This is a genomic window from Methylotenera versatilis 79 (assembly GCF_000384375.1).
In the GTDB taxonomy this organism is placed as follows: domain Bacteria; phylum Pseudomonadota; class Gammaproteobacteria; order Burkholderiales; family Methylophilaceae; genus Methylotenera_A; species Methylotenera_A versatilis_B.
Window position 1 is genome coordinate 1,146,675 of record NZ_ARVX01000001.1, and the last position, 12,717, is coordinate 1,159,391.

General features: G+C 40.6%; 11 protein-coding genes. 10 read left to right on the top strand and 1 reads right to left on the bottom strand.

Going from position 1 to position 12,717, the window contains the following annotated elements; translation table 11 throughout:
- Positions 1-303 precede the first annotated feature (303 nt).
- From METVE_RS0105705 to METVE_RS0105735, 6 genes are all read left to right on the top strand, one after another.
- Positions 304-750 (top strand): rhodanese-like domain-containing protein, encoded by a 447-nt coding sequence (locus METVE_RS0105705; protein ID WP_026362025.1) that lies wholly within the window; start codon positions 304-306, stop codon positions 748-750.
- 61 nt (positions 751-811) lie between these two features.
- Positions 812-1,651: a shikimate dehydrogenase gene (aroE, locus tag METVE_RS0105710; protein WP_020167494.1), complete on the top strand. Its 840-nt coding sequence runs from the start codon at positions 812-814 to the stop codon at positions 1,649-1,651.
- Positions 1,652-2,386 (top strand): monofunctional biosynthetic peptidoglycan transglycosylase, encoded by a 735-nt coding sequence (mtgA, locus tag METVE_RS0105715; protein WP_020167495.1) that lies wholly within the window; start codon positions 1,652-1,654, stop codon positions 2,384-2,386.
- A 110-nt stretch (positions 2,387-2,496) separates the two neighbouring features.
- Positions 2,497-3,846, top strand: a complete 1,350-nt coding sequence (locus tag METVE_RS0105720; RefSeq protein WP_081621895.1) for an oligosaccharide flippase family protein — start codon at positions 2,497-2,499, stop codon at positions 3,844-3,846.
- 65 nt (positions 3,847-3,911) lie between these two features.
- Complete coding sequence (locus METVE_RS0105730) at positions 3,912-5,288, top strand: hypothetical protein (protein ID WP_198290304.1); 1,377 nt, start codon at positions 3,912-3,914, stop codon at positions 5,286-5,288.
- Positions 5,266-6,543: a glycosyltransferase family 4 protein gene (locus METVE_RS0105735; RefSeq protein WP_020167499.1), complete on the top strand. Its 1,278-nt coding sequence runs from the start codon at positions 5,266-5,268 to the stop codon at positions 6,541-6,543. Before METVE_RS0105730 ends, METVE_RS0105735 begins: the two co-directional genes overlap by 23 nt.
- A 62-nt stretch (positions 6,544-6,605) precedes the next feature.
- On the opposite strand, the gene uvrA is transcribed toward METVE_RS0105735, so the two are convergent.
- The gene (gene uvrA, locus METVE_RS0105740) at positions 6,606-9,419 is read right to left on the bottom strand and encodes an excinuclease ABC subunit UvrA (RefSeq protein ID WP_020167500.1); all 2,814 of its coding nucleotides are present in this window, start codon (positions 9,417-9,419) and stop codon (positions 6,606-6,608) included.
- 88 nt (positions 9,420-9,507) lie between these two features.
- On the opposite strand from uvrA, the gene METVE_RS0105745 reads away from it, so the two are divergent.
- The 4 genes from METVE_RS0105745 (at position 9,508) to METVE_RS0105760 (ending at position 12,663) form a co-directional block, all read left to right on the top strand.
- Positions 9,508-10,902, top strand: a complete 1,395-nt coding sequence (locus METVE_RS0105745) for an MFS transporter (RefSeq protein WP_020167501.1) — start codon at positions 9,508-9,510, stop codon at positions 10,900-10,902.
- Complete coding sequence (gene ssb / locus METVE_RS0105750; RefSeq protein ID WP_020167502.1) at positions 10,902-11,408, top strand: single-stranded DNA-binding protein; 507 nt, start codon at positions 10,902-10,904, stop codon at positions 11,406-11,408. The genes METVE_RS0105745 and ssb overlap by 1 nt, the downstream gene beginning before the upstream one ends.
- 323 nt (positions 11,409-11,731) lie before the next feature.
- The gene (locus METVE_RS0105755; RefSeq protein ID WP_020167503.1) at positions 11,732-12,007 is read left to right on the top strand and encodes an FmdB family zinc ribbon protein; all 276 of its coding nucleotides are present in this window, start codon (positions 11,732-11,734) and stop codon (positions 12,005-12,007) included.
- A 41-nt stretch (positions 12,008-12,048) separates the two neighbouring features.
- Positions 12,049-12,663, top strand: coding sequence for a DUF502 domain-containing protein (locus METVE_RS0105760; RefSeq protein ID WP_020167504.1), 615 nt, complete (start codon positions 12,049-12,051; stop codon positions 12,661-12,663).
- The last annotated feature ends 54 nt before the right edge of the window (positions 12,664-12,717 follow it).

Here is a 12,717-nt window from a genome sequence, read left to right on the forward strand (position 1 = left end):
ATAAATAATGTGTAACGAGTGGTGATTAATTGCGTAAATTGTATGATGCAAAATGCTTAACTATTTTCGCATTAACTTTTAACGAGTTATTTTAGCAGGAAGTGTGCCAGCAAAAAATAGCAATAAATGGCTTTATGGCATTCACTTAGCAAATAAACCCAAAACCACATGCACAAATAGCGCGCATTTAAACTAAAACCGCACTATTTTGGTGCAATGCACTTCGCACAGAATTGCTCGGTTTTTCGCGCTATAATTTATTGCAATATGGATTATTAAAATGAATGAATGTTAGGGATCGTTATGCAAAGTATTGAGGAAGTTTTAAATCAAGCAAAAAAACGCGCAGTTGAAAAAAAATTGCCCTATGCAGGTGAGTTAACCCCACAAGAAGCTTATATTTTATTGCAACAAGATAATGCAATATTAGTAGATGTGCGTACGCAAGCTGAGTTGGATTTAGTAGGTCGAGTGCCCGATGCAACGCACATTGAATGGGCGTTTTATCCGGGCATGATTGCAAACGCAGAGTTTGGTGCGCAGTTGCAAGCGAAAGTTGCGCCTAATAAAACCATTATATTTATGTGCCGTACTGGCGGCAGAAGCCATAATGCAGCCGTATTAGCGCAACAATTAGGCTATAGTCACGCATTCAATATGGCGGAAGGCTTTGAGGGTGAAGCTAACGCACAAAAACAGCGCACTTTGATTAACGGTTGGAAACAGGCAAATTTGCCTTGGAATAACTAGACGGTTTTTAATCATTCATCATCAATTCAATTGAATAATTACAAAAAGATTAACTTAAAGTATGAGTGATAAATACGCTGAGCCTGCGCAAGGTATTGAACGTTATGCGGTCGTGGGCAACCCGATTGAGCATAGTAAATCACCGCTTATTCATACGGCATTTGCAAAGCAAACAGACCAAAATATCAGCTATGAACGCATTTTTGCGCCGCTGGATGGTTTTGAATCAACGATCAAGGATTTGATTGCGCGAGGTTTTAAAGGCGCGAATGTGACTGTGCCATTTAAGTTTGAAGCGTTTAATCTTTGCGACAATTTAACGGTACGTGCTCAAGCTGCTGGCGCAGTGAATACCTTAACCTTTAAAAAAGGTCAATTATCTGGAGATAATACCGATGGCGCAGGTTTGGTGCGTGATATCACGCATCATTTAAGGCATGTTTTACATAATAAGCGCGTATTGTTGTTGGGAGCAGGCGGCGCTGCGGAAGGTGTGTTACAACCTTTGCTAGATTGCGAACTGAATCACTTAGTGATTGCGAATCGTACTATTGAGAAAGCACAGCATATGCGGAATAAGCAGGTTCGACACTTGGAACAATTAACGACCAGTACATTCGCCAGTTTAAAACCCCCTTTCGATATTATTATTAATGCTACTTCAACTGGGTTAACCGACACAGTGCTTCCTATTTCCAATACTATTTTCGCTAAAGATTGCTTGGCTTACGACATGATGTATGGTCGCGAAACACCGTTTATGGCGCAAGCACGCGCGAATGGTGCACAAGTGGCGGATGGTTTGGGCATGTTGGTTGAGCAAGCCGCAGAAGCATTTTTCATTTGGCGTGACGTAAGGCCAGACACTAAGCCGGTTATTGAGATGATGAGAGTCTTGTAAGTGCTGCGCTGGTTGTTTAACAGTAAAAAAAATGCTCGCCCATTGGGTTTTGGTGGCATTTTAAAACGACTCATATTTTTATTTTTTGCATGGCTGGTTTTATATCAATTGTGGATTTTTTTGCACATCTGCTGGTGGATTAAGTTTAATCCAACCTCGACTGCGTTTATGCAAGACCGGCTGGAAATTATTCAACAAACCAAACCAGATGCCACACTTCAACACAAATGGGTTGATTACGCCAAAATTTCCAATCATCTTAAACGTGCTGTGATTGCCAGTGAAGATGCTAAATTCACTAATCATGAAGGATTCGATTGGGAAGGCATTGAAAAAGCTTACGAAAAAAATCTGAAAAAAGGCAAAATTGTTGGTGGTGGCTCAACCATTAGTCAACAGTTGGCAAAAAACTTATTTTTATCCAGCGGACGAACGCCTTGGCGCAAAGCGGAAGAAGCGGTCATCACTTTAATGCTAGAAAAAATGCTCACCAAACGCCGCATTTTAGAAATCTATCTAAATGTGATTGAATGGGGAAATGGCGTTTTTGGTGCAGAAGCTGCCGCTAAACATTACTTTAAAACCAGTGCAAGTGGCTTAGGCCAAACCCAATCTGCCAAATTAGCCGCGATGATTCCCAATCCACGTTTTTATGACGACCATCGTAGTACGCGCTATTTAAACCGCCGCACGGCAACAATACAAGCAAGGATGCGTTTTGTAGAAGTGCCTTAACTATCAAAATCAATCAATACTAAAATATAATGATTACCAAAATAGGCTTAAATTTTAAAATATCTATATTTAGAGACATCAATTAATAATGCAAAAACTCAAGTGTTCTAATGACTGATAAAAAGAAGAGATTTGTTAAGGCCGGTTTTTGGGTCATGTTGATATTTGGACTAAGTCAATTACTCCGATTAGGTTCTAATTTAATTATTACTCGATTGCTTGCGCCTGAAATGTTTGGCGTAATGGCGGTGGTATATGTAGTCACCATGGGCATCAGCATGTTTTCAGATTTGGGATTGTGGGCTTTTATTGTTCGCCACAAAGATCCAACTAACAAACATATGTTGAATGTGGTTTGGACGCTACAAGTTGTTAGAGGTTGGTTAACGTTTGCGGTAATTACCCTATTTGCAATTGGCCTGATGATCGGTGAGCGGTATTGGCCTAATTTATTTAGTGGTGTATATGCAGACCCTCGTTTACCACTACTGATATTAGTGACTGGTGTCACTTCTATTATTGGTGCCTATAAAACCATGGCATCTGCAGTCATGAGTCGTGAAATGCAAGTTGGCAAGCTTGAAGGTATTGATTTTATCTCTCAAGTGCTAGGTGCCGTTTTTATGGTGGCTTGGGTGCTTATTTATCCGTCTATATGGGCACTAGCTTTTTCAGGCATTGTGTCAACATTAATGGGTACTTTACTCAGCTACTACGCCTTTCCATACCGACATCAGCTGGTATGGGATAAAGCTATCGTGAAAGAAGTCTTTCATTTTGGTCGATGGATTGTTATTTCATCCATGCTGACCTATTTGTTTTTACAAGGCGATAAAATATTTTTGGCAGGCACGGTTACAGCGACAGATTTGGGTATTTATAGCATTGCGTTGATGTTAGCTAGCGTGCCAACCTCTATCACACACTCTCTCGCTGCTAAAATCATCTTTCCATTTTTGTCTTCTGTAGTGCATGAAGACAGGACTTTATTAAAAGAACGCTATTACAAGATTCGTATTTATCTAGATGGTGCTACCTTTTTGTGTGTTGGGCTATTAATCGCACTGGCACCATTTATTATCCAAGCCCTATATGATCCACGTTATGCAGAAGCGGGTTGGATGCTACAAATATTGGCATTTTCTGTAGTTGGATATTCGCTATCATCTGTATCAGTAGAGTGCCTATCTGCGCTATCTATCACCAAGGTCAATATGTGGGTCATGATGGTACGAACTGCTGGTTTGTTCATCGGACTACCATTATTTTTTAAATTATTTGGTATGTATGGCGCTATTTGGGTGATTACTTTAAATCCGCTATTGGCTTTACCTATTATTTATTGGACACTTGCAAAAAATAACGTTTTTTCTTTAATAAAAGAATTAAGGATGTTAGCTGTGATTCCACTAGGTTACTATTTGGGTGAGGCTGTGCTTGCTTTGCTCCATTTGAATTAGTGCCTAATAATGCATCATTCATAGATAGTGTAAATATTGATATTATTTTACGTTAAGGTTTATTTGTGCCCAATATTTTTGCTAACTTAGTCTTTTACAGCTGGCCTTTAGTCGTCATATGGATGGTTTCTCGCTACAAGCCTAAGCGGGCTATTTTTATAGCCACCACTTTAGCCTTGCTTTTGTTACCAAATGCTTTTTCATTCGATTTGCCGCTAGTTCCGCCAATTGATAGAAGTAGTCTTACGTCATTAACGTTGGCGGTTATTTTGTTTTTCACTGGCAAGCGATTCAAGCTTTTCCCACCAGGGATGCCAACTAAAATCATTATTGGATACTTGGCGGTAATAGTGATATCAGCGACCTTAAATTCTGATCCCATTTTTTATGGTAGCCTTTATTTGCCAGGGTTAACCTATTACGATGCGCTGTCTGAAATAATAAGAACCCTATTAGCTTTCATGCCTTTTTTTCTGGGCAGAGCTTTTTTAAATGACGTCAAAGATAACGAATGGATATTTAAGTTACTCGTCATCTTTGCTCTATTTTATTCAATACCTATGCTGGGCGAGATGAGATTATCGCCAAATTTCCAACTTTGGATATATGGCTACTCTGCAATAGATTTTCTTCAGCAAATGAGAGGTGAAGGATACCGACCAACAGTATTTTTTGGGCATGGATTAGGACTGGCTTTTTGGATAGCGACCGCTATCATTGCCGCATTAGCTTTACGAAAAAATAAAGTGCGCATTGCCATTTTTCCCGCATCTCAAGTCATTATTTATTTAATGATTATTTTAATATTGAGCAAAACCTGGTCCGCTTTATTTTATGCATTATTGGCGATGTTTTTAATATTTAATTTTCTTCCGCGCAAACAAATTAAGTGGTCTTTAATCTTGGTCGCCATTGTGATGATTTATCCTATAACAAAAACCTTTGAAATTTTCCCAGACCGAGCCATTGTTGAGAATATTCAGCAATACAGTGCTGAACGTGCACAATCTTTAGATTTTCGATTTCAAAATGAAAATATTTTATTAGAACGCGCGTTACAAAAACCATTTTTTGGCTGGAGCGGATGGGGTCGTGCGCGTGTTTACAACAAATATGGCCGTGACATTAGTGTAACCGATGGAAAATGGGTTATTGAACTTGGCAACAATGGTGCAGTGGGTTTTATTTTTAGCTACGCACTATTTTTCATAACGCTACTTTATGCGCTAAGAAATATAGACAATATTAATAATCCTAAAGATAAGGTTTATTTTGCAAGCTTAGCGATTATATTGGCGATTTGCGTGATTGACTCTGTACCAAATGCTGGTATGACGACAATGCATTTGCTCTTGGCAGGCGCTTTATTGGGTCAGGCAGAATCTTTAAAAAAACAAACCTATATGAATGGGAATACTAATGCGAAATCAAAATACCGATAAAAAAACCCCTCTAAAAATAGCTTGTATAACACCCGGTTGGCCGTTATCTAAATTTCATAATGGAATTGTGACTTATGTACATAATATTTTGTATGGGTTTGACAATACAGTAAAGCCCATTATTTTAGCGTCCCCTCTTATAGGGGCAGAGATAGAAGATAAATTAATTAATTTATCAAAATTTTTAAATAAAAAAAACGTTTTACAAAAAATAGCAGATAAATTTTTGAATCAGTTGACATTCTCTTATGCAAGATCAATCCAATATCGACGATCTGTGTATGTTAATGCTAAAAAAATTAGTATGGCACTAAAAAGAATATCTTATCCTTTAGATATTCTTGAGATGGAAGAGTCATTTGGGACAGTTAGTTTTTTGCTGAAATTGACAAAAGTCCCAATCGTCACGCGATTACACGGACCATGGTTTTTAATGGGGCCAATCTTGCAAGATCAAGATCGATGGGATTTTAAGTTAAGGGTTTTTTACGAAGGGCAGGCAATAAAAAATGCGCATGGTATAACCTCACCAAGCCTAGATGTTTTAAAAAAAACCAGACAATACTATGGCTTGGATTTGCCAAATGCCAAAGTGATTCCAAATCCGGTTCTTGAGGTGGGTATTAATAAACAGTGGCAATATAGCAAAAATAAAAAGCCATACATTTTATTTGTTGGAAGATTTGACTCTATTAAAGGCGGTGATTTGATATTGGAAGCATTTAGCCTGATTGCGCAAAAAATTAGTGAAATTGAGCTTATTTTTGTGGGGCCAGACAGGGGGGTAATTGTTGAAGGTGAGGGGATTGATTTTAATCAGTATACTGAGCGCTTTATTCCAGAAAATAGCATAAAAAACCGTATTCAGTATTTAGGACATTGCGACCATGATCGTATTTCAGATTTGCGAAAAAATGCACTTGTAACAGTGGTTTGTTCTAGATATGAAAACTTCCCGCTCTCATTATTAGAATCTCTAGCCGCTGGTTGTCCAACTGTGGCAACTGCGGTTGGTGGTATGAAAGAGATTATTATTGATGATTTCAATGGATTATTAGCTGAATCAGAATCACCAGAAAGCATTGCAGAAAAAGTGTTAATGTTGATTAGCGATCCTGAAAAGATGCAACGTCTATCTAAAAATGCAATTGAAGATTGCAAAAAGAGATTTTCACCTGAAGTTGTAGCGGCACAAACGGTTGAATATTATCAATCAGTTTTAGCGAGAGTGTCCGATAAATCTGCAAAAAATTAAGCAAATTTTAATACTTAAAATACTGTTAAGTTTTATAACTTAACAGTATTTAATAGCCAAATTTAAAGCATCATTTTCAAATATTTACCAGTGTAGCTTTCTTTGTTCTCAGCTAAGGTTTCTGGCGTGCCGACACCGACTACCACGCCACCGCCATCGCCACCTTCTGGGCCCATATCGATTAGCCAATCGGCGGTTTTAATCACATCTAAGTTGTGTTCAATAATAACAATTGTGTTGCCAGCATCACGTAAGCGGTGAATCACATCTAACAATAATTGAATGTCTGCAAAATGTAATCCTGTAGTAGGTTCATCCAAGATATACAACGTGCGACCTGTATCGCGTTTGCTCAATTCAAGTGAGAGCTTCACCCGTTGTGCTTCACCGCCACTTAACGTTGTTGCTGACTGACCTAGTGTGATATAGCCTAAACCCACATCCAGCAAGGTTTTGAGTTTGCGTGAAATAACTGGTTGCGCTTGGAAAAAATCATGCGCTTGTTCAACGGTCATTTCCAGCACTTCGCGGATATTTTTGCCTTTAAAATTAATCTCAAGCGTTTCGCGGTTATAGCGCTGGCCTTTACATACATCACATGGCACATACACGTCAGGCAAAAAGTGCATTTCCACACGAATCACACCATCGCCTTGGCAAGCTTCGCAACGGCCGCCTTTTACATTAAAAGAATATCTACCTGGCCCATAACCACGCGCGCGGCTTTCTGGCACACCTGCAAATAAATCGCGAATCGGCGTAAATAAACCGGTATAAGTTGCAGGGTTAGAGCGCGGCGTGCGACCAATTGGGCTTTGATCGACATCAACCACTTTATCAAAAAACGCCAAACCATCGATTTCACCAAACGCTGCTGGTTCGGTATTACTGCCGTATAAATGTTGCGCAACCACGCGATAAAGCGTGTCATTGATCAGTGTGGATTTACCTGAGCCAGATACGCCTGTCACGCAAGTGAGTAAACCTACAGGAATCTCTACCGACACATCGCGCAAATTATTACCCGTTGCGTTTGAAAGTTTTAACCAGCGTGAAGGATTAGGTTTTGTGCGCGCTTTTTTGTATTCGATTTGTTTTTTGCCACTTAAATACTGACCAGTTAACGACTTTGGATTAGCCAAAATTTCAGCTGGCGTGCCTTCTGCGACAATCTGGCCGCCATGTTCACCAGCGCCTGGGCCAATATCGACTACATAATCGGCCGCTAAAATCGCATCATGGTCGTGTTCCACCACAATCACGCTGTTACCGATATCGCGCAGGCGCATTAACGTTTCCAACAATCTATCGTTATCGCGCTGATGCAAACCGATACTAGGCTCATCTAATACATACATCACACCTGTTAAGCCACTACCTATTTGGCTGGCTAAGCGAATACGTTGTGCTTCGCCGCCTGATAATGTTTCGGCAGAGCGCGAAAGCGACAAATACTCCAGCCCAACATTGGTTAAGAATTTCAGTCGATTACCAATTTCCTTCACGATTTTATCGGCAATCGCCAGTTTTGCACCTTCTAACTGCAGCGATTCAAAAAAGTGAAGTGCGACTTTTAGTGGCACTTCGCAGACTTGATGGATATTCTGCCCGCCCACTTTTACATGGCGCGCTTCACGGCGTAAGCGTGTGCCGCTACATTCTGGGCAGGCTTGATTATTCAAATATTTAGATAACTCTTCGCGCACCGCAGTCGATTCGCTTTCACGATAGCGGCGTTGCAGGTTGTTTAAAATACCTTCAAATGTGTGCGTTTTGCCAAAAAAAGTGCCACGCTCATTTAAATATTTGAACGCAATTACTTCGCGCCCAGAACCGTTTAACAATACATCTTGAATCGTTTCAGACAGCTCTTCAAACGCCGTTTCTAAATCGAAGCTGTAGTGCGCTGCCAAGCTTTGTAACATTTGAAAATAAAACTGGTTGCGTTTATCCCAGCCTTTAATTGCGCCACTTGCGAGTGAAAGCGTAGGAAATGCCACCACGCGTTTAGGATCAAAAAAGCTGATATTGCCCAAGCCATCGCACTTGGGGCAGGCGCCCATTGGGTTGTTAAATGAGAATAGGCGTGGTTCTAATTCGGCTAGTGAGTAATCACACACAGGACATGAAAATTTGGCTGAAAACAAATGTTCTTTATCAGTATCCATTTCAACTGCAATGGCTTTACCTTCCGCCAAGCGCAAAGCGGTTTCGAATGATTCGGCGATACGCTGTTTTAAATCGGCCTTTACCTTAATGCGGTCAATCACCACATCCACAGAGTGCTTCACCGTTTTAGTTAATTTCGGCAACTCATCCATTTCATAAATCTTGCCGTCTACGCGCAAACGCACAAAACCTTGTGCTTTTAATTGATCAAACAAATCTACTTGCTCGCCTTTGCGATTTGAAACCACAGGCGCCAATATCATCAGCTTGGTTTCTTCTGGTAGTTGTAAAACGCTGTCTACCATTTGCGAAACAGTTTGCGCTTCTAATTTGATATGGTGATCAGGACATTCTGGGTCGCCAGCACGTGCATATAGAAGGCGCAGATAGTCGTGAATCTCAGTCACTGTGCCGACAGTTGAACGCGGATTATGCGAAGTAGATTTTTGCTCAATCGAAATCGCAGGCGATAAGCCTTCAATCAAATCGACATCGGGTTTATCCATGCGCGCCAAAAACTGGCGAGCGTACGCAGATAGTGATTCAACATAGCGCCGCTGACCTTCTGCATACAATGTATCAAACGCCAAACTGGATTTACCTGAGCCAGAAAGCCCAGTAATCACTACCAATTTGTTGCGTGGAATATCCAGCGAAACGTTTTTGAGATTGTGGGTGCGCGCACCACGGATTTTGATATATTCCATCTAGCTTTATCGAAAATTAAGGCAACCTGTTAATATACGCAATTATTGTGTTTTCAGCTAAATTATTCTGTACTAAAAATAGGGTTTCATGCAATTTTCCGACAAAATGACGCGAACTGAATTGCGTTCTACCATCAGCTTGGCCTCAATTTATGGTTTGCGCATGTTGGGTATGTTTTTAATTTTACCCATTTTTGCGGTGTATGCAGAAACATTAAAAGGCGGTAGCAATCATACGCTGATTGGCTTGGCGCTTGGCGCATATGGCTTAACACAAGTTTTACTGCAATTGCCTTTTGGCATCGCATCCGATAAATATGGCCGTAAAAAACTCATTTATATCGGCTTGATTCTATTTATTATCGGCAGTGTAATTGCCGCATTGGCGACCGATATTTATATGGTAATTTTTGGTCGTGCGATTCAAGGTGCTGGCGCGGTTTCTGCGGTCGTCACCGCATTAGTCGCCGATTTAACGCGTGAAGAGCATCGCACTAAAGCCATGGCGATGATTGGCGGTACCATTGGTATCACATTTGCGCTATCGCTTGTTGCTGGCCCTTTGCTCAACCAATGGATTGGCGTTTCAGGCATTTTTTGGATGACGGCTGTATTATCTTTTTGCGCTATTTTAGTGGTTAAGTATTACGTGCCAGATCCAGTCGCCAGCCATTTTCATTCAGATGCGCAAACCGCACCCAGCAAAATGAAAGCAGTGTTAAAAGATAAACAATTATTGCGTTTAAATTTTGGTACTTTTTCATTGCATGCCGCGCAAATGGCCATGTTTATCGTGGTGCCATTTGCGTTAACTGAAACCAGCGGTATGAATGTCAATGCACATTGGAAAATCTATTTGCCTGTATTAGCCGTTTCTTTTGTATTGATGCTGCCAGCCATTATCATTGGCGAAAAACGCGCAAAATTAAAACTGGTGTTTATCGGCGCGGTGGCGTTGATGTTAGTGGCGCAATTAATGTTTGCTAACACTATCCATCATTTTTGGGGTGTGGTGGTTTCGTTGCTGATTTACTTTACTGCCTTTAATATATTAGAAGCGTCTTTGCCGTCATTGATCTCGAAAATGGCGCCTGCTGCATCCAAAGGTACGGCAATGGGTATTCATAGCACAGCGCAATCATTTGGCGTGTTTTTGGGCGCAGTTGTTGGCGGTTATTTATCGCATCGTTTCGATTATTCTGCCGTATTTATTTTTTGCTCAGTGCTAATTGGCATTTGGTTAGTGTTAACTTTTGGTATGATAACGCCACCCGCTGTGCGTACAAAAATGTATCATTTAAACGCATTTGATGAGTTGCAAGCACTTTCCTTAGCCAACAAAGTCGCGCAGATGGATGGTGTGTACGAAGCAGTCGCAATCGCCCAAGAGAATATGTTGATTGTCAAAGTAAACAATCAGCAAGGTGTTGAGCGCCAAACGTTAATAGAGCAGAATATTTTAAAATTGATAGGGAGCAGATAATGGCATCAGTCAACAAAGTGATTTTAGTGGGTAATTTAGGCCGTGATCCAGAAGTGCGCTACATGCCGAACGGCGAAGCGGTGGCAAACTTTAGTATCGCCACAACCGAAAACTGGAAAGATAAATCCGGCGTTAAGCAGGAAAAAACCGAATGGCATAATATTGTGATGTATCGCAAATTAGCTGAAATCGCAGGCGAATACCTGAAAAAAGGCCGCCCGGTATATGTGGAAGGCCGTTTGCAAACGCGCAAATGGGAAAAAGACGGCGTAACCCGTTACAGTACTGAAATCATTGCAGATAGCATGCAGATGCTAGGTGGCAGAGATGGCGGCGGTAATGCGAGTTATGATGGAATGGATCAAGGTGGCGGCCAAGATGAGTTTAACCAAGCGCCAGCACGTTCTTCTGCACCAGCCAAACCTTCAGCGCCAGCAAATAAACCTGCCGCATCACAAAGTGGCAGCGGAAATTTTGACGATTTTGAGGACGATATTCCGTTCTAGGACCTACCTATATTCGTAGTGTAAATAAAAAGACTCCGTAATTGGGGTCTTTTTTATTTTAAACATGAGGTTATAAAATAATTGCTTATATTAATTTTTTAAAAGATTGAATGAGAAAGAAATGCTAGTATCTTCACAGTTTTAATGCCTCTGCAATTTGCGCTCTAAATTTTCTTGGTATGGCGATGATAAAAACAATTGAGTAACTGATATGGATTGTTTTGAGCGTTAAAACAGTCCATTAAATATTTGTCGTTAAACTATTGATGCACATCAGTTATAATTTTGTTTTAAGTAAACATTCATTATATTAAGCCAAAATCATGCCGATTTATGATTTCCAATGTACCAGTTGTGGTCACAAACTAGAGTTGTTGCGCAAAATAAGCGATCCAAGCACCGCAACATGCCCTAATTGCAATCAAGAAACCTTTAACAAAATGCTTTCTGCGCCTAGTTTCCAACTCAGCGGCAGTGGCTGGTATGCGACTGATTTTAAAGATAAAAAAGTAAGTAAGCCGTCTTCAAGTGAATCCGCAGAGTCCACCACAAAATCAGATGCGCCCGCTGCCTGCAAAACGGGTTGTGCCTGTCATTAAAAGCATTTGTCACTCAACCGCTCTCATCTATCTGAATTAACATGAAAAAATATTTTATTACTGGCTTGCTGGTGTTGGTGCCGCTGTTAATTACCCTTTGGGTAGTCAGCACGCTCATTCAAACCATGGATCAAAGCTTGCTGTTACTACCAATGGCTTGGCAACCTAAAAATGTGTTTGGCTTTAACGTGCCAGGTTTGGGTGCAATACTCACTTTGGTGATTATTTTCGTCACAGGCCTTATTGCTACTAATATTTTTGGTCAACAATTAATTGCCATGTGGGAGAATTTACTTTCTCGCGTGCCATTTGTAAAAAGTATTTATTCCAGCGTTAAACAGGTTTCGGACACGCTTTTTTCAGGTTCTGGACATGCGTTTCGCAAGGCATTGCTGATTCAATATCCACGCCAAGGCAGTTGGACGATTGCATTTTTAACTGGTATACCAGGCGGCGATGTGAGTAATCACTTAATCGGCGATTATGTGAGTGTTTATGTGCCGACCACGCCTAATCCCACTTCTGGCTTTTTTCTCATGTTGGCAAGAGAAGATGTGATTGAGCTGGATATGAGCGTGGACGAGGCTTTAAAGTACATTATCAGCATGGGCACCGTCACACCAAGAGACCGCAAAATACGCGAATTACCGCTTTAATTTTTATTCAATCAACAGACTTAACACTATTTTTTAACGAAATTTATTTTTATG

What these genes read in the sequence shown, in the direction of transcription:
- METVE_RS0105705 (WP_026362025.1), top strand. Translation starts at nt 304, where the DNA reads ATGCAAAGTATTGAGGAAGTTTTAAATCAAGCAAAAAAACGCGCAGTT.
- aroE (WP_020167494.1), top strand. Translation starts at nt 812, where the DNA reads ATGAGTGATAAATACGCTGAGCCTGCGCAAGGTATTGAACGTTATGCG.
- METVE_RS0105720 (WP_081621895.1), top strand. Translation starts at nt 2,497, where the DNA reads ATGACTGATAAAAAGAAGAGATTTGTTAAGGCCGGTTTTTGGGTCATG.
- METVE_RS0105735 (WP_020167499.1), top strand. Translation starts at nt 5,266, where the DNA reads ATGCGAAATCAAAATACCGATAAAAAAACCCCTCTAAAAATAGCTTGT.
- uvrA (WP_020167500.1), bottom strand. Translation starts at nt 9,419, where the DNA reads ATGGAATATATCAAAATCCGTGGTGCGCGCACCCACAATCTCAAAAAC.
- METVE_RS0105745 (WP_020167501.1), top strand. Translation starts at nt 9,508, where the DNA reads ATGCAATTTTCCGACAAAATGACGCGAACTGAATTGCGTTCTACCATC.
- ssb (WP_020167502.1), top strand. Translation starts at nt 10,902, where the DNA reads ATGGCATCAGTCAACAAAGTGATTTTAGTGGGTAATTTAGGCCGTGAT.
- METVE_RS0105755 (WP_020167503.1), top strand. Translation starts at nt 11,732, where the DNA reads ATGCCGATTTATGATTTCCAATGTACCAGTTGTGGTCACAAACTAGAG.
- METVE_RS0105760 (WP_020167504.1), top strand. Translation starts at nt 12,049, where the DNA reads ATGAAAAAATATTTTATTACTGGCTTGCTGGTGTTGGTGCCGCTGTTA.